Source organism: Streptomyces sp. NPDC088915, from assembly GCF_044749825.1.
Taxonomy (GTDB): Bacteria; Actinomycetota; Actinomycetes; order Streptomycetales; family Streptomycetaceae; genus Streptomyces.
Genome location: NZ_JBIVIR010000020.1, coordinates 94,436 through 116,534, shown reverse-complemented (window position 1 = coordinate 116,534; position 22,099 = coordinate 94,436). Strand labels below are relative to the sequence as shown.

Below are 22,099 nucleotides of genomic sequence, written 5' to 3'. Positions count from 1 at the left end.
GGCGGCGGGCCCGCGGCAGCATGCGGTCCGCCATCGACCTCAGCACGCTTCCCCCGTGCCGTGGGCCAGCTCGGCCCAGACGGTCTGCGACGTGCCGTGGCCGGTGCGCTCGGCGCCCCACGCGCTGCACAGCGCGTCGACGATGATCAGCCCGCGGCCGCGCTCGTCCTCGCCGCAGTCGCGGATCCGCGGCCCCGCCGGGCCGCCCTCGTCCCGCACCGCTATCCGCAGCTTCTCCTCGCCCTCGCGGAGCTCGCAGACGAACCGGCCGCTGGCGGTGTGCACGACGGCGTTGGTGACCAGCTCCGAGACGATCAGGGACACGGTGTCGCGTATCTCGGGACCGCAGCCCCAGATGATGAGCCGTTCCTCCGCGAGGCGCCGGGCCCGCGCGACCGACGCCGTGAGGGCCGGAAGCTCGAAGGCGAAGCGCCGCACGGCGCCGGTATCGGTCTGGGGCTGTGGGCGCTGGGCCATGACGCGGGGACTCATGAGACCTGAAGGCTGCGCGTTACCAGAAGCCACGACCGGTTCCTCACAACAGTGGGCAGGACTTGCCGTACGGCGCCGCGCCGGGGCGCGGAGGCGCACGACGGCAGCGTGTACTGGTTCACCGGAACACTGTCCTCCTGAGCCGGACACTTGGCAAGTGGCACTCTGAAAATTGCAGAGTGCCGTGTTCTCTCCGGCCCGGCTTCGTGGCACACTCGTCGAAAACAGCGCGTCGGGGAGGTCTGGGAGTGAGCGAGCCGCGGTCCGCCCCCACGGTGGGACAGGTCGTCCTCGGAAAGCGGTTGCAGGACCTGCGCGAGCGGGCCGGCATGAAGAGGGAAGAGGCCGCGAAGATCCTCCGGGTGGCCCCGGCCACCGTCCGGCGGATGGAGACCGCCGAAGTCGCGCTGAAGATCCCCTACGTCCAGCTCCTGCTCAAGGAGTACGGGATCACGGACTCCGAGGCCGAGGGCTTCGTCGCCCTCGCGGAGGAGGCCAACCTCCCCGGCTGGTGGCAGCGGTTCCACGACGTGCTGCCCGGCTGGTTCTCCATGTACGTCAGCCTGGAGGGGGCCGCGAGCCTCATCCGGGCGTACGAGCCCCAGTTCGTCCCCGGTCTGCTCCAGACCGAGGAGTACGCCCGCGCCATTCTGCGCAGCGGGGCGGTCGGAGGCGGCAGTGACGCCGCCAGGGAAGAGGACGCCGAGCGGCATGTAGCCCTGCGGATGGAGCGCCAGTCCCTGCTGCTGAGGGACGACGCCCCCAAGTTCTGGGTGATCATGGACGAGACGGTGTTCCGCCGGCCGGTCGGTGACGGGCCCGAAGTGATGCGCGACCAGCTCGACCGGCTGCTCGAAGCGTCCGAGCTGCCGAACGTCACCCTGCAGATCGCGGAGTTCGCGTCCGGCCACCACCCCGGCACCTACGGACCGTTCGTCCTCTTCCGCTTCGCCATGCCCGAACTCCCGGACATGGTCTACAGCGAGTACCTGACCGGCGCCGTCTATCTCGACGCGCGTCCCGAGGTGGCGTCCCACCTGGAGGTCATGGACCGCATGGCGGCTCAGGCCGCGACTGCACAACGCACGAAGGAGATTCTCCGGAATCTCCGCAAGGAGCTGTGAATGGATCGCATATACAACGGCATGCCCGCCGCGGAGCTCGGTGCCGAGGGATGGCACAAGCCCTGGAGCGGCGGGAACGGGGGCAACTGCGTGGAGGCCATGAAACTGGCCGACGGCAGGGTCGCCGTGCGACAGTCCGCAGACCCTGAAGGACCCGCGCTCATCTACACCCACGGGGAGATCGAAGCCTTCATCCGGGGGGCGAAATCCGGTCAGGCCGACTTTCTGCTCACCTAGCCCTTCCGTCCCACCCCCACCGTCACGTAACTCTTGCCGTAGCGCCACCCGTTCATCCCGACCAGGAGAGCCGATGACCCAGGACCCCGCTGTCCCGCGGACCGAGATACGCATCGACACCAGCAAGCCGCATCCGGCACGCATGTACGACTGGTTCCTGGGCGGCAAGGACAACTACCCGGTCGACGAGGCGATGGCCCGTCAGCTCCTCACCGTCGACGCCCGGGGCCGGGACATGGCCCGGGTCAACCGGGCCTTCATGCACCGCGCCATCCGCTGGCTCAGCGCCCACGGAGTCCGCCAGTTCCTGGACATCGGCACCGGCATCCCCACCGAGCCCAACCTGCACCAGATCGCGCAGGAGGCCGCGCCGGAGGCCCGCATCGTCTACTGCGACAACGACCCGATCGTGCTCGCGCACGCGGCCGCCCTGCTGCGCTCGACCCCCGAGGGGGCCACCGAGTACATCCAGGCGGACGCCCGCGAGCCCGAGGTCATCCTCGAAAGGGCCGGGAAGGTCCTCGACTTCGACCGGCCCATCGCGCTGTCGATGCTCGCCCTGCTGCACTTCGTCGGGGACGAGGACGGCGCGTACGAGCTGGTCTCCAAGCTCGTCGACCAGCTCGCGCCGGGCAGCTACCTCGTCCTCTCCCACGTCACCGGGGACTTCAACCCCGAGGGAGCGGCGCAGGCGGCCGCCCTGTACAAGGCGCGCGGGCTGACCCTGCGGCCCCGCTCGCGCGACGAACTGGCCGCGTTCTTCGACGGCCTGGAGTTCGTCGAGCCGGGCGTCTCGCTCACCGCCGAGTGGCACCCGGAGCTGGGCGAGCCCGTCCCGGTCCCGGGCGACGAGCCCATCCCGGGCTGGGCCGGCGTGGCCCGCAAGCCCTGACCCCACCCCGTACGAACGGCGCGAACGGCGGCCCCGTACCTTCGCGAACGGCGCCACCGGCCCCGTGGACCCCACCGGTCCACGGGGCCGACCCGCGTCAGCCCCTCGGCGGCACCAGCGTCACCAGGAAGCTCCGCACCGGGCCCTCGTTCCCGGCCGCGTCGACCGCGCGGTACTCGACCGTGTGGGTGCCGTAGTCGGGAGCGGCGTCGTCCCACGGCACCGCACGGCTCCGGCCCAGCTTCCCGTACACCAGGTCGTCGATCACCGTGCCGCCCGGCGAGAAGCGGAAGGGCGCGTCCGCGTCCGTCGGCCAGCCGTAGTACGTGTACCAGCCGTCGCCGTCGACCCGGAACCGGCTCACCACCGCGCCCTCCCGGTCGTCCCGCGCGGTCAGCCGCATCGTGAACGCCCCGTCGTAGACGTACTCCACCGGCCGCCCCGGCCGCCGCACCGTCCGCAGCGGCTCCGACAGCTCGTACGCGGCCGTGGCCGGACGGGCGTCGACCTCCCACCGCAACTCCTCGCCCGTGCCCGCGAGCCGGGCCGTGAGCACATGGGTCCCCGGGGCGACCCGCAGCGCGCCCAGGTCCAGGTCGCGGTCGTTGCGGTCGCCCGTCGCCACGGGACGCCCGTCGAGGCGCCAGCGCACGGCCGGGGTGCCGTCCACCGCGTGGGTGGTGTCCGCGTGCACGACGCCCCGGGCGCCGACGGGGGAGCCGGTCGGGGTGTGCCCGGTGAATGCCGCCCCGGCCGGCCCCCGCACGGTGACGAGCGAGGGGTCCACCGTCCAGCGGACGGTCCGGGTGAGCGCCTCGGAGGCCCGGACCGCCGGATCGCGGACGAACGGCGTCGGATCGGTGACCGTCGCCGTCAGCGCGTGCGGGCCGGGGGAGAGGCGGAACCCCCGCAGGTCGACGGCGCGGGCGCCGCGCGTGTCCAGGACCCGCCCGTCCAGCCGCCAGGTCACGGCGAGTTCACCGCCCACCGGGTGCAGGACGTCCACCCACACCGACCGGTCCGCCCCGATCGGCGCCGCGTTCGGCGTGTGGTCCTGGACCAGGTTCACCTTCGCCGCGATCGCCCGGACCATCACCTCGCGCTCCACCTGGTCGAAGGCGTAGCCGAGCGTCTTCATCAGGGAGTGGCGGCTCGGCCGCCAGACCCCCGCCGTGCTGTACAGACCGCCCTCGTACCGGCCGATCACCCCGCCGGACTCGCTCTCCTCGCCCAGCCAGCGCCACCACTTGGCCCGCTGCTCCCGCATCTGCCGCCCGGTCAGGAGCGTGTGGTGGGCGGAGGCCGGCTCCGGGCCGGAGTACGTCCCGCCCGGCACCCCGCGCGCGTAGTAGTCGTACTCGTCCTGGAGGCCGCCGAGCGAGTGCCCGAGCTCGTGCGGGGTGATAAGGGCGGAGAGCGCGTTGCCGCCGGACGCGGTCGCGTAACCGCCGCCCGCGCCGCCGTAGGTGGAGCTGTGGGCGAGGGCGACGACCTGCCGGTTGGCGGCGCTCGTGCCGGGGACGAGGTCGGCGAGCGCGGCGGCCTTGCGGCCGTCGACGGTCAGCAGCCGCTGCACGCTGCCCGGGTCGCAGCCGCCCCAGAAGCCCATGTCGAGGACGGTGTCACGGGCGGGCGCGTCGAGCCCCGGGTCGCAGTCCACCCCGGACTCCGCCGAAGGGGCCTCCACCGCCCACACGTTGACGTACGAGCGGTAGGAGGCGAACGGCTCGACGCTCCACAGGGTGTTCAGGTGCCGTTCGAGGTCCGCCCGGAACTCCGGCATCTCCCCGGCGGTGTAGCCGTCGCCCATGAACACCAGGTTGAACCGCCGCTCCGCGGGCCCGGAGGTCTGCACCGGGACGACGACCGGCTCCCCGGCGGAGGCCGGCCGTCCGTCGGCCGCTCGCGTCTTTGCCACCGCCGGCACCGTTCCCACGAGCCCGGCGGCCAGCAGACAGGCCGCGACGAGCCGGGCCGCGCCCCGCCGAACTCCCTTGTTCGTTAAGGTCATGGGGCGCGAGCCTAGGCCGCGCCCCCGCCCCCGCGGAAGACGTCCGTCGGCCGTGTCGGACGGCCGTACGGGGGCTCCGGTGGCTCAGCGCCGCAGGTACGCGAGCCCCGGGTGCGCCGCCGCGTACCCCTCCACGAGCCGGCGGGCCACCGCGACCGAGTCCACCAGCGGGTGCAGCGCGAAGGCCTTGACCGCCGTCTCCCGCGAACCGCCCTCCGCCGCCGCGAGCACCTCCCGCTCCACCGCCTTCACGGACGTCACCAGACCGACGGCGTGGTACGGCAGCGGGGCCACCGCCACCGGCCGGGCGCCGTTCGCGTCGACCAGGCAGGGCACCTCGATCACCGCGTCCGCGTCGAGCACGGAGAGCGTCGTGCCGTTGCGCACGTTGAGGATCAGCGTCGTCCGCTCGTCGCGCGCGATGGCCCGCATGAGGGCGAGCGCCACCTTCTCGTAGCCGCCCGACTCCAGGTCCTCCTCGTCGCGCTCCCCGACCCCGGCGGCCTCCCGGTTGGCGGCCATGTAGGTGGCCTCCCGGTCCGCGAGCGTGCGGTGCCAGGCGGCCAGGGCGGGGGTGTCCGGCCTGCCCATCTCCTCGTAGAAGGCGCCCTGCTGGTCGCGCAGGTACGCGCCGCGCGTCCGCTCGGCGGTCCGGTAGGCGTGCACCGCCTCCCGGTTGAAGTAGTAGTAGTGCAGGTACTCGTTGGGGACCGCGCCGAGCGAGCGCAGCCACTCCGGGCCGAAGAGCCGGCCCTCCTCGAAGGAGCCGAGCGCCTCCTCGTCGGCGAGCAGCCGCGGCAGCTCGTCCCGGCCGCCGACCCGCAGCCCCCGCAGCCAGCCCAGGTGGTTGAGGCCCACGTAGTCGATCCAGGCCTCGTCCGGGTCCGCGCCCAGGATCCGGGCGACCCGGCGGCCCAGGCCCACGGGGGAGTCGCAGATGCCGACGACCCGGTCGCCGAGGACCCGGGACATCGCCTCCGTGACCAGGCCCGCCGGGTTGGTGAAGTTGATGACCCAGGCGTCCGGGGCGAGTTCCGCGACCCGCCGGGCGATGTGCGTCGCGACGGGCACGGTCCGCAGGCCGTACGCGATCCCGCCCGCCCCGACCGTCTCCTGCCCGAGCACCCCTTCGGCGAGCGCGATCCGCTCGTCCGCCGCCCTGCCCTCCAGGCCGCCGACCCGGATCGCCGAGAACACGAAGTCCGCCCCGCGCAGCGCCTCGTCCAGATCCGTCGTCACCGTCACCGCCGGCGCGTCCGGCACCCCCTCGGCCTGGTCCGCGAGGACCCGCGCGACGGCGGAGAGCCGTCCCTCGTCGAGGTCGTACAGGGTGACCCGGGTGACCCGCCCCTCGGCGTGGTCGCCGAGCAGGGCGCCGTACACCAGCGGCACCCGGAATCCGCCGCCTCCGAGAATCGTCAGTTCCATGCCCGTACGCTACTCGGACGCCCCCGCCGGGACCCCGCGCACACGGGCCGGGACCGGGCGGGGCGGCGGCCGGGGCCGAGTGGGGCGGCGGCCGGGGGACAATGACGCCATGTCCCGACGCAAGACCCGCCCCCGCACCGCGCCCCGTACCGCACCCCGCACCGCCCCGGCCCCCGCCGCCCCCTCCGTCACCCCGGAATCGCCCTGCCCCTGCGGTCTCGACGCCGCGTACGAGGCGTGCTGCGGCCGCTTCCACTCGGGCACGGGCGGCACGGCGCCCACCGCCGAGCTCCTGATGCGCTCCCGCTACAGCGCCTTCGTCGTCCGCGACGAGCCCTATCTGCTGCGCACCTGGGCGCCGGAGACGCGGCCGGCCGAGGTCGACTTCGACCCGGGGCTGCGCTGGGCCGGCCTGGAGATCGAGGCGACCACCGAGGGCACCGCCTTCCACCGGCGCGGCACCGTCACCTTCACGGCCCGCTACGTCCACGGCGGCGCCCCGGGCGCGCTGCGCGAGCGGAGCCGCTTCGCCCGCCACGAAGGGGCGTGGGTGTACGTGGACGGGGACGTCGCCGACGAGTAGCCCCGGACCCGGCGGATCACGGCCGGGCCCGGCGGGCCTCAGCGGGCCCCCGCCACCGCGCGCGACCCCGAGCGCGGGATGCCGCTCGCCAGGTCCTCCGCGACGATCTTCTTCGCGATGGCGTCCGTCGCCACCCGCAGCTCGGGGCCGCTGGGCCGGCCGCGCTCCCGCTCGACGCGGTCGGCGAGCCAGGACCCCCAGGCGTGCGTGATGACCTCCGCCTCCCGCTCGCCCGCCCGGGTGTGGGAGAGCAGGCTGCCGTCGCGGGTGAGGAAGCCCTCGTCGACCATCCGGTCGAAGACCGGCAGGAGCACCTCCGGCGGCACCCGCCGCCCGGCCGCGATCAGGCCGAGGCTCGCGTGCCCGACGGTCCGGGTGTACAGCTCGACCTGCATCACCGCCCACGCGCCCGCCGCGTCGAGCCGGGTGTCGGACGCGTCGACGATCCGCCGGGCCGTGTCCGGGTCGGTGCGGCGCAGGACCCGCCCGACGGACAGTTCGAGGAGCTTCGCCGAGTCCCCGGACGTGGTGGGCGACGCGAAGCCCTCGCCCATGTCGGGGGCGGCGGCGCGCGCCGAGTCCCGCAGCTTCACCTGCTTGAGGAAGAGCGCCACGAGGAAGCCGACGGCGGCGACGGGCACGGTCCACAGGAAGACGGTGTGGAGGGTGTCGGCGTAGGCGTCCACGATCGGCTCCGCGACCGCGTCCGGCAGGCCGTGCACCCCGGCCGGGCTCTGCGCGGCCCGCCCGACCGTGGCCGGGTCGAGCCCGAGGCCCCCGGCGACGGCGGAGGCCTCCCCGACCCCGGTCGTGAGGCGGGGCCCCAGGGAGTTGGCGTAGATCGTGCCGAAGACGGCCGTGCCGAAGGAGCTGCCGAGCGTACGGAAGAAGGTGACGCCGGAGGTGGCGGTGCCCAGGTCGGCGTAGTCGACGGTGTTCTGCACGGCGATGGTCAGGACCTGCATGCACAGGCCGATGCCGGTGCCGAGGACGAACATGTACAGGGAGGCGAGCCAGGTGCTCGTCCCCGGCTCCATCAGCGAGAGCAGATAGAGCCCGACGCCCATCACCAGGCAGCCGGCGACGGGGAAGATCCGGTAGTGGCCGGTCTTGCCGACCACGTTGCCGCTGAAGATCGACGCGATGAGCAGGCCGACGACCATGGGCAGGGTGCGGATGCCGGAGACGGTCGCGGAGTCCCCGTCGACGTACTGGAGGTAGGTCGGCAGGAAGGTCATCGCGCCGAGCATGGCGAAGCCGACCACGAAGCTGAGCACGGAGCAGACCGTGAAGACCGGGTTCCCGAAGAGGCGCATGGGCAGCATCGGTTCGGCCGCCCGGGTCTCCACCAGGCAGAACAGGGCCAGGGCGACGATCCCGCCCACGAAGAGCCCGATGATGACGCCGGAGCCCCAGGCGTACTCGTTCCCGCCCCAGCTCGTCGCCAGGATCAGGGCGCTGGACCCGACGGCGACGAGCGCGATGCCCGCGTAGTCGATGACCGGCCTGCTCGCCGAGCGGACGGAGGGGATCGTGCGGGCGGCGGCGATCACGACCAGGATCGCGATGGGCACGTTGACGTAGAAGGCCCAGCGCCAGCTCAGGTGGTCCGTGAACAGACCGCCGAGGAGCGGTCCGATGACGGTGGAGACGCCGAACACGGCCCCGATCGCGCCCTGGTACTTGCCGCGTTCGCGCAGCGGGATCACGTCCGCGATGAGCGCCATCGAGGTGACCATCAGACCGCCGGCGCCGATGCCCTGGAGGCCGCGCCAGACGATGAGCAGCGTCATGTTGGTGGCGAGTCCGCAGAGGAACGAGCCGGTGATGAAGACGACCGCGGAGATCTGGAAGATCACCTTGCGGCCGAAGAGGTCGCCGAACTTGCCGACGAGGACGGTCGCGACGGTCTCGGCGAGCAGGTACGAGGTGACCACCCAGGACATGTGGGCGGCGCCGCCCAGGTCCGCGACGATCGTGGGCAGGGCGGTGCCGACGATCGTCTGGTCGAGGGCGGCGAGGAGGACGCCCAGCATGATCGTGCCGAAGACGATGTTGCGGCGGCGTCTGTCGAGCACGGGCGGTTCGGTGGCGGCCGGGGGCGCGGGCGCTGCGTCGCTGGTCGTGGTCACCCTCGCAGCGTCACACCGGCCCCGCCCCCACGCATGCGGGGGACGGCCGGACAGGTGGCGCCCCGTCAGGGGGTGACGGGCAGCTCGGGGTGGTGCTTGGCGAGGATCTTGTTGGCCCGCGCGAGCGCCGCGAGGGCGTGCTCGCGGTCCGCCCGGTCCTCGGCGCAGAGCGGCCCCCGGAACCGGTACACCTCGCGCGCCGCGCAGTCCGCGTCGACCTCGGCCTGGAGGACGTGCAGCGGCAGACAGGCGCCGATCATCGCGGCCACGCGGTCGGGGATCGGGACGGGGACGAGGCGCGAGGGCGAGGTGATCACGGGTCAGTCCTAGTGGGTCCGGGAAGCGTACGGAAGAGTCTCTCCCCTCATACGTACCGGATGGGGTGGCGGGTTCGGGCACGGAGACGTCGCGGGACGGCAACGGTCCCGGGCACCGCCGGCGGGCCGAGGGGGCGGCGGGGGAGCGGACCGGGTGTGGAGGACGATCTTCCGCTGGACGTTCCCGCAGGTGCGGGGGTCCGTGGCCGACGGCGGTTTGCGCATCTTCTCTGCGTATCGGCCGCGCGTTCGGCGACCGTGCGGCCCGGGGAGGGGGTGGTGGGGATGATCCAATTCCGGCGCAATGTGAAGGATCTCACTCGTCGGTCCGGAGTCTTTCGGAGTGAGAGGGGTATGTGCTCGCACCCTCCCGCCCACTTTCCCTTCGCGCCTCTTCGCCATGAAACAACACGAACGGTCGTGCTAGCATTTTTTCACACCCTGGTCACCGAGGAGATCCGGCATGCACCCGATGACTCCGCTCGTCCGCGCCTTCCTGAACGCCACCGCCCGCGTCGCCCCCGGCCCGGCCGGCCGCCTGGCCTTCCACCTCTTCGTCCGCCCGCTCGGCCGGGCCCGGCCCAAGCCCGACGAGCAGGCGGTCATGGCCGCCGCCCGCGTCGAGCGCCTCCGCGTCCGGGGCAAGGAGGTCGTCACCTACGCCTGGGGCGACGGCCGGCGGCCCGTCCTGCTCGTCCACGGCTGGTCCTCGCGCGCCTCCCGCCTCGGCGCCTTCGCCGAAGCGCTGCTCGCGCGCGGCTACAGCCCGGTCGCCTTCGACGCGCCCGGCCACGGCGAGTCCCCGGGCCGGGCGTCGAACATCATCGAGTACCGGGAGGTCATCCGGCGGCTGCACGCCCGGCACGGCGACTTCGACGCCGTCGTCGCACACTCCTTCGGCGCCCTCGCCTCCCTCTTCGCGCTGCGGGACGGCGTGCGCACGGCCCGCTTCGTCGGCATCGGCGCGGTCGGCTCCTTCACGTACCTCACGACGGGCTTCCAGGGCCTCCTCGGCGTGGACGAGCGGGTGGTCCGGGCCCTGCGCGGCCACGTCGAACGCCGGCTCGCACCGGGCGAGCCCGACCTCTGGCACCGCCTGGAGGCCGACCGCGACCCCGAACCGCTCGGGGCGCCCGTCCTGCTCCTCCACGACGAGGAGGACGGCATGGTCTCCCCCTCCCAGTCGCGCCTGCTCCTGCGCGCCCACGGCGACCGCGCCCGGCTCGTCGCCACCCGGGGCCTCGGCCACCGGCGCATCCTGAAGGACCCGGCCGTCGTCGCCGAGGCCGTGGAGTTCGTGACGGCACCGGCGGTCGAGGCGCCGGGGGAGCGGGTGGCGACCGGCTGAACCGGTGGCCGTGGCCCGGGGAGGGGCGGAGGAGCTACGCGGCCTCCAGGGCCTCCCGGCCCCGGTCCGTCGCCGCGCCGCGCAGCCGCGCCGCGATGCCCCGCTCGGCGCGGTCGTACGCCCGGGGGTCGTCGAACAGCACCGAGTGCGCGTTGGCCGCCTCCATCAGGGCGATCACCTCGAAGGCCGTCTGCTCCACGTCCAGGTCCGCCGCGAGCTCCCCGGCGGCACGCGCCTCCGACAGGGTCCGCTCCACGTACGCGGCCCACTCCCGGCGGGCCCGGGCGACGGCGTCGTGGACCGGACCCGTACGGGCGTCGAACTCGGCGGAGACCGCGTAGAAGAAGCAGCCGCCCGCGAAGACCCGCTCCGAGGAGTACGCGAGCCAGTTCCCGCACAGCGCGCGCACCCGCACGACCCCCGGCGGCACGTCCCGCAGGGGGGCGACGACCCGGTGCGAGAAGACGGAGACGGCGGCCCTGACGGTGGCGAGCTGGAGCTCCTCCTTGGAGCCGAAGAGGGCGAAGACACCGCTCTTGCTCAGGTTCAGCTCGGTCGCGATCCGGCCCAGGGACAGGCCTTCGAGGCCCTCGACCGAGGCGATGTCCATCGTCCGGCCGAGCACGAGGCGCCGGGTCTGGTTGCCGCGCTCGACGCGCCCGTCCGTCTTCGTGCCGGCACCGCCGGTGCTGCCGCTCATGCCTCCATCGTACTGAACGCACGACCGTGCGGAATTCTCGTCACGGCCCCGTCCGCCCGGGGGTCCCGCTCCCTCACGCCCCTTCGTCGAAGCCGCGCCGCTCCGCCGGGGCGAGCAGCAGCACCTCCAGGGCGCGCGCCGTCGTCCGCGCCTGCGCGAGGTACCGGTCGAGCCGCTCGTCGGTGATCAGCTCCGGGGTCGCCCGGAGCGCGAGCGCGAACCGCGCGTGACCCGCCCGCTCCAGGACCGGCACGGCCACGGTCCGGACCCCGTGGGCCGACTCGCCGTCGTCGAGCGCGTACCCCGCCTCCCGTACGCGCTCCAACTCGGCCGCCAGCAGGGGCGGTTCGACGATGGTCCGCTCGGTGAACGCGTACAGCGGCGGCAGCGAGCGCGGTCCGCCCTCGCCCGCCCTCGGCCACGCGAGGAGCACCTTCCCGAGCGCCGTCGAGTGCAGCGGTCTGCGCAGACCCACCTTCGGGGTCACCGAACCGCCCGCCACGATCACCACGTGCGGGTCGCTGCGCAGCGCCAGGTCGGCCGTCGCGCCCGTCCGTTCGGCGAGGTCGGACAGCTCGGGCGCGGCCAGGTGCAGTCCCCGCTGGTGGTACGAGAGGCGGCCCAGCTCCGTCATCGCCGGACCGAGCCGGTAGCGGGCCGTCCTGGCGTCCTGTTCGAGGAAGCCCGCGCCGAGCAGCGTCCGGGCGAGCCGGTGCGCCGTGGAGGTGGAGAGCCCGAGCCGCCGCGCGAGGTCGGAGGCGCTCAGATCGGGCCCGTTGTCGTGGAAACAGTGCAGCACGTCCAGCGCGCGGCGGACCGCCTGGGCGCCCGCCGGGGGTCGGGCGATGCCGGCCTCGGTCGTCATAGGGTTCGCTCCCCGTGGGTGATCGGGCCCCCACGCTCCCACATGGCGGGAGCCGAATCAGCGGTCCGGCGAGGTCGGAAACACTCCGTTCACAAGCAATCCCGCATGGTGGGAGACGTGTGGTGGGCGACCGGACTTCCGTGGCAAGGTTCCGGCCAACGCGCCGCACTCGTCGCTGACTTCGCCCGTCGCCGACGCGAACGACAGCCGGTCCCGGCCGTCTCCGTCCGAGCCGTCTCTGCCCGAGCCGTCTCCGTCCGGCCGTCTCTGCCCGAGCCGTCCCGCCCGAGCCGTCTCCGTCCGGCCGTCTCCGTCCGAGCCGTCTCCGCCCGGGGCGTGCCCGTCTCCCTCGCCACCGGCACCGCCGCCGACCGCGCCACCCGCTTCACGCACCGAGGTCGAAGACGCCCCACTCGACGAGGGGTTCCTCCTGGACGTAGACCCTGCTCCCCCGGGCGACGGCCCGACGGCGGCCGAGAGCGCCGCCGTCGGGCCGGGTGAGCCGGGCGACGTCCGTCGGCTCGACCGAGGTCTCGGTGAGCTCGCCGTGGGCGATCCGGTCCCGTTCCCCGCGGTAGCCGCCGAAGAAGGCGACCCGCTCCCCGTGCACCACCACCGCGTTCGCGCCCCGCACGGTGTTGGCCCGTACCCTCACGGGCTCGTCGGGCCTGATCTCCAGGAGCGGGAAGTCGGTGTACGGGCAGGCCCAGGCGCCGGTGCCGGACACGTTCAGGGCGTAGCAGTCCATGATCCACCCGGCTCCGGGAACGTCCCCGGACGCCCACCTGATCTGTCCCGTCGCGCTCCAGCGGCGGATGCCCAGCGGGTTCTCGTCGAAGTGCCCGACCCACAGGTCGCCGGCCCCGTCCACGAGCAGGTGCTCGATCGCGTCCCCGACGGGGAAGCTCCAGGTCTCGCGGCCGAGCGCGTCGAAGACCTGGACCTGGCTCCTCTCGTCGCCCCGGCGGTCGCGGGACGAGGCGACGACGAAGCCGCCGTCCGGCAGCCGGTCCAACTTGGGCCACCGGGTCCGTACGGCGCTCAGTTCGGTGGTCTCGACGGCACCGCCGTCGTGGACGGAGACGACCAGCGCGTCGAAGGGGTGGACGTCACCACCCGGCTCCGGGGCGCGCTCGGCGAGCAGCCAGTGCGCGGCGCCGAAGGCGTCGACGGTACTGCCCAGGACACGGCGGTCGTGGTGCGCGCGGGGCAGACGGGCGTGGGGGACGAGGGCGATCTCGTGCACGGGGGCTCTCCTCGGTGGGCGGTCGCGGGGTGCGGTCGGGCGGCTGCGGGGGAGCAGGGCCCGGTGGCGCGCGAGCGCGGGAGAGCGGAGCGGGGCGCCTACGCGGCATGGCCCTTTCTGGTCGTCATGCGGTGATCCTCGCCCATGCGGGATCACCTGACAAACCCTTTCGGCGCGCCGCATTGATCGAACGTTGATGGCTCGTTTACGACGCCCCGGCAGCGTGTACGGCATGCAGACCGACACGAGCGTACTGACCGCACCGGAGCCCGACATGACCTGGCAGGAGAACGCGCTGTGCGCCCAGGCCGGCCCGGAGTTCTTCTTCCCGGCGCCCGGCTCCTCCACCCGCGAGGCGAAGCAGCTCTGCGGGGCCTGTGAGGGGCGGGTGGCCTGTCTGGAGTACGCCCTCGCGCACGACGAGCGGTTCGGCGTGTGGGGCGGGCTCTCGGAGAAGGAGCGGTTCCGGCTGAAGCGCAGCCGGGGCTGAGCCCGCGCGGCGGGCCGTCCGCCCGCCGCGCGGTGACCCGGCCGGCCGGCCGTCGGGCGTCAGCCCGCCGCGCGGGCCGCGATCCGGGCCTTGCGGGCCGCGAGCTTCTCGTCGAACTTGCTCGCCTCGCCGTCCAGACCGTTCATGTACAGGCCCAGCTCCTCCTGGGCGCGCAGGCCCTCCGGCCCCAGGCCGTCGATCTGGAGCACCTTGAGGAAGCGCAGCACGGGCTGGAGCACGTCGTCGTGGTGGATGCGCATGTTGTAGATCTCGCCGATCGCCATCTGCGCCGCCGCCCGCTCGAAGCCGGGCATGCCGTGTCCGGGCATCCGGAAGTTGACCACGACGTCCCGCACGGCCTGCATGGTCAGGTCCGGGGCGATCTCGAAGGCCGCGCCCAGCAGGTTGCGGTAGAAGACCATGTGCAGGTTCTCGTCGGTGGCGATGCGGGCGAGCATCCGGTCGCAGACCGGGTCGCCGGACTGGTGGCCGGTGTTGCGGTGCGAGATGCGGGTGGCGAGCTCCTGGAAGGCGACGTACGCCACGGAGTGCAGCATCGAGTGCCGGTTGTCGGACTCGAAGCCCTCGCTCATGTGCGCCATCCGGAACTGCTCCAGCTTGTCCGGGTCGACGGCGCGCGAGGCGAGCAGGTAGTCGCGCATCACGATGCCGTGCCGGCCCTCCTCGGCAGTCCAGCGGTGCACCCAGGTGCCCCAGGCGCCGTCGCGGCCGAAGAGGGTGGCGATCTCGTGGTGGTAGCTCGGCAGGTTGTCCTCGGTGAGCAGGTTGACCACGAGGGCGATCCGGCCGATCTCGGTCACCTTCGACTGCCGCGGGTCCCAGGCCTCGCCGTCCTCGAAGAAGCCCGGGAAGTTCCGGCCGTCGGACCACGGCACGTACTCGTGCGGCATCCAGTCCTTGGTGACCTTCAGGTGCCGGTTGAGCTCCTTCTCCACGACCTCTTCCAGGGCGTGGAGGAGCCGCGCGTCGGTCCACTCTGCCGAGCTGCCGAGGTGGGGAGAGGTGAGCGTCAAGGGAACTCCTGGGGACGGAGGGGGACGGAAGGGGACGGAAGAACGCATACGTGCGTACCTACGGATTCGTAGGTTACGAAACCGTAGGTTAAGGCTCCGTAAGGCGTCCACCAACCCCGCCCCGGACGTTGTCCGGTTACGTTCCGTTATGCTCCCTGCTCGGCCCGGGTGGCGGAGACACAGGTCACGTCCGGTGCGGCGTCCGCCGGACACCCGGCCGACTACGTGGCGCGAGCATCCGGCGGCGCTGGGTGCACACCTCCCCCGGGGTGTTCGGCGGCGACGGGCGCGTGACCGTCAGGCCCTGTCCCCGGCCACCTCCCGGACCTCCTCGGCGGTCGTCGGCCGCAGCGCGCCGTCGAGCAGCAGCCAGCGGGTGATCCCGAGCGACTCCAGGAACGCCACGTCGTGGCTCGCCACGACCAGCGCCCCCTCGTAGGCGTCGAGGGCCGCCGTCAGCTTCCGCACCGACGCCATGTCCAGGTTGTTCGTCGGCTCGTCCAGCATCAGCAGCTGCGGCGCCGGCTCCGCGAGGAGCAGCGCCGCGAGCGTCGCCCGGAAGCGCTCCCCGCCCGAGAGGGTGCCCACGGCCTGGTCGGCCCGCGCCCCCCGGAACAGGAAGCGGGCGAGCCGGGCCCTGATCGCGTTCGCCGTCGCGGCGGGCGCGAAGCGGGCCACGTTCTCCACCACGCTCAGCCCGTCGTCGAGGACGTCGAGCCGCTGCGGCAGGAAGCGCAGCGGCACCCGCGCGTCCACCTCGCCGGCCGACGGTTCGAGCTCCCCGGCGATCGTCCGGAGCAGCGTCGTCTTCCCGGAGCCGTTCCGCCCCACGAGGGCGATCCGCTCCGGACCGCGCAGCTCGAACGCGCCCTCGACGCGGGCCCCGTACCGCAGCTCCAGGTCCCGCAGGTGCAGCACCTCGCGGCCCGGCGGCACCGAGGTGCGCGGCAGCTCGACCCGGATCTCGTCGTCGTCCCGCACCGCCTCCACCGCCGCGTCGAGCCGCTCCCGGGCCTCCGAGAGGCGCTCGCCGTGCAGCGTGCGCTGCTTGCCGGCCGTGACCTGGGCGCTGCGCTTCTGGCTGTTCGCCACCAGCTTGGAGGCGACCTTGTTCTCGAAGCTCTTCTGCCCGTACCGCTTCCGGCGTGCCAACTTCACTTGCGTGTCGGCCAGTTCCCGCTTCTGTCGCTGCACGTCGGCCTCGGCGACCCGCACCATCCGCTCCGCCGCCTCCTGTTCGGCGGCGAGCGCCGCCTCGTAGTCCGACCAGGAGCCGCCGTACCAGGCGACCTCGCCGTCGCGCAGGTCGGCGATCTGGTCGACCCGCTCCAGGAGTTCGCGGTCGTGGCTGACCACGACCAGGACCCCGGACCACTTCTCCACCGCCTCGTAGAGACGCGCGCGGGCGTGCAGGTCCAGGTTGTTGGTCGGCTCGTCGAGCAGCAGGACGTCGGGCCGGGCGAGCAGCAGCGCGGCGAGGCGCAGCAGCACGGACTCGCCGCCCGAGATCTCGCCGACGGTCCGGTCCAGGCCGATGCCGCCGAGCCCGAGCTGGTCGAGGGTGGCCCGGGCCCGCTCCTCGACGTCCCAGTCGTCGGCGAGGGCGGCGAAGTGTTCCTCGGCCGGGTCGCCCGCCTCGATGGCGTGCAGGGCGGCCCGCTTCGCGTCGATGCCGAGGATCTCGTCGACCCGGCGCGAGGTGTCCAGGACCAGGTTCTGCGGCAGGTGGCCGAGTTCGCCCGTGACCCGGACCGTGCCGGAGGAGGGGGTCAGTTCGCCCGCGAGCAGCTTGAGGAGCGTGGACTTGCCGGAGCCGTTGAGCCCGACGAGCCCGGTGCGGCCGGGGCCGACCACGAGCCGGAAGTCGTCGAAGACCTCGGTGCCGTCCGGCCAGGAGAAGGAGAGCGAGGAACAGGTGAGGAAGGTGGGGTGATGCGCCATGAAGGCCTCCGGTTGCGCGAGCGCGGGCGTGACGGGATGCAACGCGTGGAGACACCGGGGCGCGGGCTGTGGGAAGACGGCTCGTACGCCGAGGTCGAGAACGGCACACGCGGCACGGGGGCACGCGCGGCTCGGTGTCTCGCAACCTCAGACGAGCAACGTCCTTCTCCGATCGGGTGACGACAAGGTCGATGTCGACGATACGAGCCCGACCGGGAGGGCGGCAAACGATTTAAAGGCGGGTCCTTACGGGGCCGAGGGGGCTCTGCGGGCTACGGCTACGGGCGCTCGCGGAGCAGTTCCGTCAGGTGCTGGTCCCAGTCCAGGTACTGGTGCTCGCGCCCCTCCGGCACCAGGTGCTGCGAGCGCTCCAGGAAGCGGCGCAGCTCCGAGGTCCGGACGTGGACCATGGCCACCCCCTCCGGGGCGTGGAACTCGACCACGGTCCGGTCGTACCCGTACGGGCGCAGCCGCACGTCCCCGACCCCGGCCGGGCGCTCGACCCCCTGGACGAGCAGCTCGCGCGCGAAGGCCCAGGAGACCTCGACGCCCTCCAGGGTCGCGGGAGGGGGGAAGGCCATGCTGACGGCGTACGGATCCTCGCGGTCGTAGCGCAGGGTGGCGGGGACGGTCTCCATCCGGGGAGCGGATGCGACCAGACGGGCCTGGACGGCCTGCTCGATGACGGCGGACAAGACCGGCTCCTCTCGCGCGGGTTTCGGATCCTGTGCGTCTCCCCGACACCGGGGCTCCTGACACCCGGCAAGACGGGAGAGGAGGCCGGAACGTGCACTCCGGATCCACGTGAGCTGCGTCACCGACCCTACCGGGAGGGGCGTCCGCCCAGGTCGGACCCTTTCCGCCACCGGCTCAACTCTGTCCGGAAAGCTCTCCGGGCGATTCGGCGCAAGGGCCCGAAAGGTCGCGGTACGGCTGGAATCCGGAGGCCCCGCAGCCGCACAGGACGACCCGCGTCCCGTACCGGTCGCCGTACGGGCCGCGGCGGACGGCCTCCGCGACCGGGTCGGGCGCGGCGGCGCCGGGAGGTGCCGAACACCTCGGGCAGACCGGGGACGCACCCTGGACGGGGGGAGGGCGGGGGCACTAGCTTCCGGCGGCATGACGTCCATGGGGAAGACGAGACGAACGATGTCGGCGGGACTGGTCGGGGCGGCGCTCGCGCTGACCCTGGCCGCCCCGGCGCGGGCCGGGGAGACCCCCACGGCCGCGACCGACGGACGACCCGCACCGGTGAGCGACCGGCAGCCCACGCCCGACCGGCACCCGGCGACCACGTCCGACCGGCGGCCCGCGCTCGGCTGGCGGCTCACGCCCACCGGGACCGACGCCCGCTTCCGGGGGCTCGCGGCGGTCGACCGCCGCACCGCCTGGGCCGCGGGCTCCCGGGGCACGGTGCTGCGCACCACCGACGGGGGCCGGAGCTGGCGGAACGTCTCGCCGCCCGGCGCGGGCGAGCTGGAGTTCCGCGACGTGGAGGCCTTCGACGCCCGCCGGGCCGTCGTCCTCGCCATCGGGGAGGGGGAGGCCTCGCGGGTGCTGCGCACCGAGGACGGCGGCGCCACCTGGACCGAGTCCTTCCGCAACGCCGACCCGCGCGCCTTCTACGACTGCATGACCTTCTTCGACCGCCGCAACGGCCTCGCCGTGAGCGACCCGGTCGACGGGAAGTACCGCATCCTCTCGACCCGCGACGGCGGCCGGTCCTGGCGGGTCCTGCCGGACCGCGGGATGCCGGACGCGCTCCCCGGCGAGGCGGGCTTCGCGGCGAGCGGCCAGTGCCTGGTGTCGGCCGGACCCCGGGACGTGTGGCTCGCGACGGGCGGCGCGGCCGCGGCGCGCGTGCTGCACTCCGCCGACCGGGGCCTGACCTGGACCGCCACCGCCTCGCCGATCCCGGCCGGGGACCCGGCCCGGGGCGTCTTCGGGCTCGCCTTCCGCGACCGCGCGCACGGCATCGCCGTCGGCGGCGACTACCGCAAGGACCAGCCGTCCCCCGAGGCCGCCGCCGTCACCGCCGACGCGGGCCGCACCTGGCGCCCCTCGGCCGCGCAGCCGCCCGCCTACCGCTCGGGCGTCGCCTGGCTCCCGCATGCCAGGACGTCCGCGCTCGCCGTCGGCCCCACCGGCACGGACCTCACCACCGACGGCGGCCGCACCTGGCGCACGGTCGACACCGGCTCGTACGACACGGTCGACTGCACCCCGGACGGCTCCTGCTGGGCCTCGGGCGAACAGGGCCGCGTCGCCCGCCTGGTCCGAAGCTAGGCAGGCAGCTGCTCCCGGTACGCGGCGATCCCCTCGACCGTCTTGGTCGCGTAGAACTCCGTGATCCGGTACGCGCACACGCCCTCGGCGCTGAACGGGTCGGCCGCCGCGATCCTCTCGATCTCCGCGCGGTCGACCCCGGCGGCCAGGATCACCCCGCCGTCCCGGGGGTTCTTCCGGCCGGACGCGAGGAAGACGCCGGCGGCGTACTGCGCGTCGAGCCACTCGACGTGCGCGTCGAGCAGCGCGTCCACCCGCTCGACGGGGGCGGTGTAGGTCAATTCCAGTACGAACATGATCGCCAGGCTACCGGCCGCCCCCCGGCCCCGGGCCCCCGTCCCGCCCCTCGGAACGGAGGCCCGGCCGGCCGTAGGGTGGCCCGCATCATGACGATCATCGAGATTCCGGCGGGCTGGCCCGCCGACGAGACCGCCGCCCTCGCCGTCCAGCGGGAGCTGAGGAGCCGGCTGGTGCGGGACGAGGAGGGGCCGGCGGTCGGCGAGGGGCACGTCACGGGGCTCGACGTGGCCTACGACGACGAGCGCGACCTCGTCGCCGCCGCGGCCGTCGTGCTCGACGCGCGGACCCTGGAGGTCGTGGAGGAGGCGACGGCGGTCGGCCGGGTCTCCTTCCCGTACGTCCCCGGCCTCCTCGCCTTCCGGGAGATCCCGACCGTGCTCGCCGCGCTCGACGCCCTGACCGCCGACCCCGGCCTCCTGGTCTGCGACGGCTACGGCCTCGCGCACCCCCGCCGCTTCGGCCTCGCCAGCCACCTCGGCGTGCTCACCGGGCGGCCGTCCGTCGGCGTCGCCAAGAACCCCTTCACCTTCGCGTACGAGCAGCCGGGCCCCGCGCGCGGCGACGCGTCCCCGCTGCTCGCCGACGGGGAGGAGGTGGGGCGGGCCGTGCGCACCCGGGCCGGTGTCAAGCCGGTCTTCGTCTCCGCCGGCCACCGGATCTCCCTGGCCGGCGCCTGCGCCCACGCCCTCCACCTCACCCCGCGCTACCGCGTCCCGGAGACCACCCGCCACGCCGACGCCCTCTGCCGCCGCGCGCTCAGGGAGGCGCTCGGGGAGCACCGGAGTCCTTCCGTCTGAGTACGCGTACGGATACCGGATCCCCGGACCGCCCGGCAGGGTGGAGGCCATGACAAGCCCCCTCCCCGTTCCGCCGCGTCGCGTCCCGCGCGGCCCGCGCCCGATCCCCGCCGTCACCGGGGGCCGCGCATGATCGGGCGGCTGCGGTGCGTCGTCCTCGACTGCCCCGACGCGTACGAACTCGCCCTGTTCTACCAGCGGTTGGTCGGCGGTGTGGTCGACGTGCCCGACCCCCGGTGGGCCGTCGGCGAGGGCAGTGTGGTCCTGCGCGGCGACGGCGGCCCGGTCCTCGCCTTCCAGAGCGTCCCGGGCCACCGGTCGCCCGTCTGGGGCGCGCCCGAGCAGCAGTTCCACTTCGACGTGCGGGTCGACGACCTGGCCGCCGCAGACGAGGCCGTCCTCGCGCTCGGAGCCGTACCGCTGGACGACGGGGGAGGCGACCCGGCCCGGCGCGTCTACGCGGACCCGGCGGGCCACCCCTTCCGCCTCGTACGGCCCTGATCCGCCGGACCGGGCCTCGACCCCGGTGGATCAGGGCCCGATTCGCCGTGCCTAGCCCCGGTGCGCCACCCGGAAGCGGATGCCCGCCTCCCGCAGCCGGGCGGTGAGGGCGTCGCCCATCGCGACCGCCGTCGTCACCTGGCCCGCGGTCCTCGGCAGCGGGTCGAAGGCGAGGCAGAGGGCCGACTCGGCGAGCATCTTGGCCGTCTCGTCGTACCCCGGGTCGCCGCCCGACACCTCGGTGAAGACCCGCCGTCCGCCGCCCTCGCCCACGAACCGCACGGAGAACCAGCTGCGGGCGCGCCGCTCGGCCGACGGTCCCTCCCCGGCGCTGTAACGCTCCATCAGCCAGCTCCGCACGGGCGGGAGTTGGGCCGCCGCCACGCCCGCGCCGACGGCGGCGGCGCCGCCGAGCGCCATCGGGAGCGTCTTCACGGAGGCGTAGTGCCGGTAGCGGAAGTCCGGCCCGTACCGGTCCAGGGCCGCCGCCGAGCGCGCCACGACCTGCGGGTCGAGCGTCGGCAGCGGCAGCGCCCACGTGCCCGTCTCCCGGCTGAACCGGGGACCGCCGAGCGGGGCGCGCGACCGCCGGCCCACCGACCGGGGCTCGTGCAGGCGCCGTTCGCGCGCGGCCCGCAGGACCTCCCGGCCCCGGCCGAGCGCGGTCAGCGCGGAGGCGAACGTGCCGCCGGAGAACGCGGCCCCGGCCCGTACGAAACCGTCCACCCGCAGCGGTACGCCCTCGGGGAGCTGCCCCACCGTGAAGTGCACGCCCAGGTCGTGCGGGACCGAGTCGAAGCCGCAGGCGTGCACGATCCGGGCGCCGGTCTCCCGGGCGCGCGCGTCGTGCCGCACGTACACGAGGTCCACGAACTCGGCCTCGCCCGTCAGGTCCAGATAGTCCGTGCCGGCCTCCGCGCAGGCGGCGACGAGCTCCTCGCCGTACCAGACGTAGGGGCCGACCGTCGTCGCCACCACCCGTGCGGATTCGGCCAGTTCGCGCAGCGAGGCCGGGTCGGCGGAGTCCGCCACGACCAGCGGGAGGCCGGCCAGGTGCGGCCGGTCCGAGGCCAGCCGGTCCCGCAGCGCCTCCAGCTTGCCGACGCTGCGTCCCGCGAGTGCCCAGCGGCACCCGGCGGGGGCGTGCTCGGCCAGATACTCCGCGGTCAGCTCGCCCACGAACCCGGTGGCCCCGAAGAGGACCACGTCGTACGGCCTCCCCCCGCGCTCCGGGCCCGTCCCCGCCCCGCTCCCCACGCCCGCCCCTGTGTCCATGCAGCCCCTCGCTTCGGCCGGACCGCGCCGCCGTGCGCGGTCGTCGTCGGCGGAGGATAGCGGAAGACCCCTCCGGGCCTCCCGAGCCCCCGGGCGAAGG

At 74.0% G+C, this 22,099-nt stretch carries 22 protein-coding genes; 9 read left to right on the top strand and 13 right to left on the bottom strand.

The window, feature by feature from the left end; translation table 11 throughout:
- Positions 1-39: 39 nt before the first annotated feature.
- Positions 40-477, bottom strand: coding sequence for an ATP-binding protein (locus tag ACIP5O_RS31205; protein ID WP_388664538.1), 438 nt, complete (start codon positions 475-477; stop codon positions 40-42).
- A gap of 263 nt (positions 478-740) precedes the next feature.
- Here ACIP5O_RS31205 and ACIP5O_RS31200 point away from each other — a divergent pair, with 263 nt between their 5' ends.
- The 3 genes from ACIP5O_RS31200 to ACIP5O_RS31190 all read left to right on the top strand — a co-directional run bounded on the left by ACIP5O_RS31200 (position 741) and on the right by ACIP5O_RS31190 (position 2,745).
- Positions 741-1,616: a helix-turn-helix domain-containing protein gene (locus tag ACIP5O_RS31200; RefSeq protein WP_401299367.1), complete on the top strand. Its 876-nt coding sequence runs from the start codon at positions 741-743 to the stop codon at positions 1,614-1,616.
- Positions 1,617-1,853, top strand: a complete 237-nt coding sequence (locus ACIP5O_RS31195) for a DUF397 domain-containing protein (RefSeq protein ID WP_030215754.1) — start codon at positions 1,617-1,619, stop codon at positions 1,851-1,853.
- Between the two features lie 73 nt (positions 1,854-1,926).
- The gene (locus tag ACIP5O_RS31190) at positions 1,927-2,745 is read left to right on the top strand and encodes an SAM-dependent methyltransferase (protein ID WP_401299364.1); all 819 of its coding nucleotides are present in this window, start codon (positions 1,927-1,929) and stop codon (positions 2,743-2,745) included.
- A 97-nt stretch (positions 2,746-2,842) separates the two neighbouring features.
- Here ACIP5O_RS31190 and ACIP5O_RS31185 read toward each other — a convergent pair whose 3' ends face one another.
- Positions 2,843-4,756 carry a M64 family metallopeptidase gene (locus ACIP5O_RS31185; protein ID WP_401299361.1) on the bottom strand — a complete coding sequence of 638 codons (1,914 nt, stop codon included), beginning with the start codon at positions 4,754-4,756 and terminating at the stop codon, positions 2,843-2,845.
- 84 nt (positions 4,757-4,840) lie between these two features.
- Positions 4,841-6,184: a 6-phospho-beta-glucosidase gene (locus tag ACIP5O_RS31180; protein ID WP_401299358.1), complete on the bottom strand. Its 1,344-nt coding sequence runs from the start codon at positions 6,182-6,184 to the stop codon at positions 4,841-4,843.
- A gap of 109 nt (positions 6,185-6,293) precedes the next feature.
- Here ACIP5O_RS31180 and ACIP5O_RS31175 point away from each other — a divergent pair, with 109 nt between their 5' ends.
- Complete coding sequence (locus ACIP5O_RS31175) at positions 6,294-6,767, top strand: YchJ family protein (protein ID WP_401299355.1); 474 nt, start codon at positions 6,294-6,296, stop codon at positions 6,765-6,767.
- A 38-nt stretch (positions 6,768-6,805) separates the two neighbouring features.
- Here ACIP5O_RS31175 and ACIP5O_RS31170 read toward each other — a convergent pair whose 3' ends face one another.
- On the bottom strand, positions 6,806-8,899 hold the full coding sequence (locus tag ACIP5O_RS31170; RefSeq protein WP_401299352.1) for an MDR family MFS transporter: 2,094 nt from the start codon (positions 8,897-8,899) through the stop codon (positions 6,806-6,808).
- Between the two features lie 65 nt (positions 8,900-8,964).
- Positions 8,965-9,159, bottom strand: coding sequence for a hypothetical protein (locus tag ACIP5O_RS31165; protein ID WP_051716123.1), 195 nt, complete (start codon positions 9,157-9,159; stop codon positions 8,965-8,967).
- A gap of 520 nt (positions 9,160-9,679) precedes the next feature.
- Here ACIP5O_RS31165 and ACIP5O_RS31160 point away from each other — a divergent pair.
- Positions 9,680-10,564: an alpha/beta hydrolase gene (locus tag ACIP5O_RS31160; protein ID WP_401299349.1), complete on the top strand. Its 885-nt coding sequence runs from the start codon at positions 9,680-9,682 to the stop codon at positions 10,562-10,564.
- Between the two features lie 34 nt (positions 10,565-10,598).
- Here ACIP5O_RS31160 and ACIP5O_RS31155 read toward each other — a convergent pair whose 3' ends face one another.
- The 3 genes from ACIP5O_RS31155 to ACIP5O_RS31145 all read right to left on the bottom strand — a co-directional run bounded on the left by ACIP5O_RS31155 (position 10,599) and on the right by ACIP5O_RS31145 (position 13,375).
- Positions 10,599-11,264 (bottom strand): TetR/AcrR family transcriptional regulator, encoded by a 666-nt coding sequence (locus ACIP5O_RS31155; RefSeq protein ID WP_401299346.1) that lies wholly within the window; start codon positions 11,262-11,264, stop codon positions 10,599-10,601.
- A gap of 73 nt (positions 11,265-11,337) precedes the next feature.
- On the bottom strand, positions 11,338-12,129 hold the full coding sequence (locus ACIP5O_RS31150; protein ID WP_401299343.1) for an IclR family transcriptional regulator: 792 nt from the start codon (positions 12,127-12,129) through the stop codon (positions 11,338-11,340).
- 385 nt (positions 12,130-12,514) lie between these two features.
- Positions 12,515-13,375, bottom strand: a complete 861-nt coding sequence (locus ACIP5O_RS31145) for a hypothetical protein (RefSeq protein WP_401299341.1) — start codon at positions 13,373-13,375, stop codon at positions 12,515-12,517.
- Between the two features lie 232 nt (positions 13,376-13,607).
- Between ACIP5O_RS31145 and ACIP5O_RS31140 the strand changes: the two genes are divergently transcribed.
- On the top strand, positions 13,608-13,865 hold the full coding sequence (locus tag ACIP5O_RS31140; RefSeq protein ID WP_401299338.1) for a WhiB family transcriptional regulator: 258 nt from the start codon (positions 13,608-13,610) through the stop codon (positions 13,863-13,865).
- Positions 13,866-13,924: 59 nt separating this feature from the next.
- On the opposite strand, the gene ACIP5O_RS31135 is transcribed toward ACIP5O_RS31140, so the two are convergent.
- The 3 genes from ACIP5O_RS31135 to ACIP5O_RS31125 all read right to left on the bottom strand — a co-directional run bounded on the left by ACIP5O_RS31135 (position 13,925) and on the right by ACIP5O_RS31125 (position 17,535).
- A complete protein-coding gene (locus tag ACIP5O_RS31135) occupies positions 13,925-14,899 on the bottom strand; it encodes an acyl-ACP desaturase (protein WP_365540339.1) in 975 nt (324 codons plus the stop codon).
- A gap of 297 nt (positions 14,900-15,196) precedes the next feature.
- Complete coding sequence (locus ACIP5O_RS31130) at positions 15,197-16,840, bottom strand: ABC-F family ATP-binding cassette domain-containing protein (protein ID WP_401299336.1); 1,644 nt, start codon at positions 16,838-16,840, stop codon at positions 15,197-15,199.
- Between the two features lie 278 nt (positions 16,841-17,118).
- Entirely contained in the window at positions 17,119-17,535 is a 417-nt protein-coding gene (locus ACIP5O_RS31125; RefSeq protein WP_383441382.1) for an SsgA family sporulation/cell division regulator, read from the bottom strand.
- A 424-nt stretch (positions 17,536-17,959) separates the two neighbouring features.
- Between ACIP5O_RS31125 and ACIP5O_RS31120 the strand changes: the two genes are divergently transcribed.
- Positions 17,960-19,126, top strand: a complete 1,167-nt coding sequence (locus tag ACIP5O_RS31120) for a WD40/YVTN/BNR-like repeat-containing protein (protein ID WP_401299333.1) — start codon at positions 17,960-17,962, stop codon at positions 19,124-19,126.
- Here the strand turns inward: ACIP5O_RS31120 and ACIP5O_RS31115 are convergent.
- A complete protein-coding gene (locus ACIP5O_RS31115) occupies positions 19,123-19,422 on the bottom strand; it encodes a YciI family protein (protein ID WP_356545868.1) in 300 nt (99 codons plus the stop codon). The genes ACIP5O_RS31120 and ACIP5O_RS31115 overlap by 4 nt on opposite strands.
- A 90-nt stretch (positions 19,423-19,512) precedes the next feature.
- On the opposite strand from ACIP5O_RS31115, the gene ACIP5O_RS31110 reads away from it, so the two are divergent.
- Both ACIP5O_RS31110 and ACIP5O_RS31105 read left to right on the top strand, forming a co-directional pair.
- Positions 19,513-20,223: an endonuclease V gene (locus ACIP5O_RS31110; protein WP_401299330.1), complete on the top strand. Its 711-nt coding sequence runs from the start codon at positions 19,513-19,515 to the stop codon at positions 20,221-20,223.
- A gap of 129 nt (positions 20,224-20,352) precedes the next feature.
- Complete coding sequence (locus ACIP5O_RS31105) at positions 20,353-20,724, top strand: VOC family protein (RefSeq protein ID WP_401299328.1); 372 nt, start codon at positions 20,353-20,355, stop codon at positions 20,722-20,724.
- Between the two features lie 51 nt (positions 20,725-20,775).
- Here ACIP5O_RS31105 and ACIP5O_RS31100 read toward each other — a convergent pair whose 3' ends face one another.
- The gene (locus ACIP5O_RS31100) at positions 20,776-21,999 is read right to left on the bottom strand and encodes a saccharopine dehydrogenase family protein (protein ID WP_401299325.1); all 1,224 of its coding nucleotides are present in this window, start codon (positions 21,997-21,999) and stop codon (positions 20,776-20,778) included.
- Between the last annotated feature and the right edge of the window lie 100 nt (positions 22,000-22,099).

What these genes read in the sequence shown, in the direction of transcription:
- ACIP5O_RS31110 (WP_401299330.1), top strand. Translation starts at nt 19,513, where the DNA reads ATGACGATCATCGAGATTCCGGCGGGCTGGCCCGCCGACGAGACCGCC.
- ACIP5O_RS31185 (WP_401299361.1), bottom strand. Translation starts at nt 4,756, where the DNA reads ATGACCTTAACGAACAAGGGAGTTCGGCGGGGCGCGGCCCGGCTCGTC.
- ACIP5O_RS31105 (WP_401299328.1), top strand. Translation starts at nt 20,353, where the DNA reads ATGATCGGGCGGCTGCGGTGCGTCGTCCTCGACTGCCCCGACGCGTAC.
- ACIP5O_RS31160 (WP_401299349.1), top strand. Translation starts at nt 9,680, where the DNA reads ATGCACCCGATGACTCCGCTCGTCCGCGCCTTCCTGAACGCCACCGCC.
- ACIP5O_RS31180 (WP_401299358.1), bottom strand. Translation starts at nt 6,184, where the DNA reads ATGGAACTGACGATTCTCGGAGGCGGCGGATTCCGGGTGCCGCTGGTG.
- ACIP5O_RS31190 (WP_401299364.1), top strand. Translation starts at nt 1,927, where the DNA reads ATGACCCAGGACCCCGCTGTCCCGCGGACCGAGATACGCATCGACACC.
- ACIP5O_RS31205 (WP_388664538.1), bottom strand. Translation starts at nt 477, where the DNA reads ATGGCCCAGCGCCCACAGCCCCAGACCGATACCGGCGCCGTGCGGCGC.
- ACIP5O_RS31120 (WP_401299333.1), top strand. Translation starts at nt 17,960, where the DNA reads ATGACGTCCATGGGGAAGACGAGACGAACGATGTCGGCGGGACTGGTC.
- ACIP5O_RS31150 (WP_401299343.1), bottom strand. Translation starts at nt 12,129, where the DNA reads ATGACGACCGAGGCCGGCATCGCCCGACCCCCGGCGGGCGCCCAGGCG.
- ACIP5O_RS31100 (WP_401299325.1), bottom strand. Translation starts at nt 21,999, where the DNA reads ATGGACACAGGGGCGGGCGTGGGGAGCGGGGCGGGGACGGGCCCGGAG.
- ACIP5O_RS31130 (WP_401299336.1), bottom strand. Translation starts at nt 16,840, where the DNA reads ATGGCGCATCACCCCACCTTCCTCACCTGTTCCTCGCTCTCCTTCTCC.
- ACIP5O_RS31155 (WP_401299346.1), bottom strand. Translation starts at nt 11,264, where the DNA reads ATGAGCGGCAGCACCGGCGGTGCCGGCACGAAGACGGACGGGCGCGTC.
- ACIP5O_RS31165 (WP_051716123.1), bottom strand. Translation starts at nt 9,159, where the DNA reads ATGATCGGCGCCTGTCTGCCGCTGCACGTCCTCCAGGCCGAGGTCGAC.
- ACIP5O_RS31195 (WP_030215754.1), top strand. Translation starts at nt 1,617, where the DNA reads ATGGATCGCATATACAACGGCATGCCCGCCGCGGAGCTCGGTGCCGAG.
- ACIP5O_RS31175 (WP_401299355.1), top strand. Translation starts at nt 6,294, where the DNA reads ATGTCCCGACGCAAGACCCGCCCCCGCACCGCGCCCCGTACCGCACCC.
- ACIP5O_RS31115 (WP_356545868.1), bottom strand. Translation starts at nt 19,422, where the DNA reads ATGTTCGTACTGGAATTGACCTACACCGCCCCCGTCGAGCGGGTGGAC.
- ACIP5O_RS31140 (WP_401299338.1), top strand. Translation starts at nt 13,608, where the DNA reads ATGCAGACCGACACGAGCGTACTGACCGCACCGGAGCCCGACATGACC.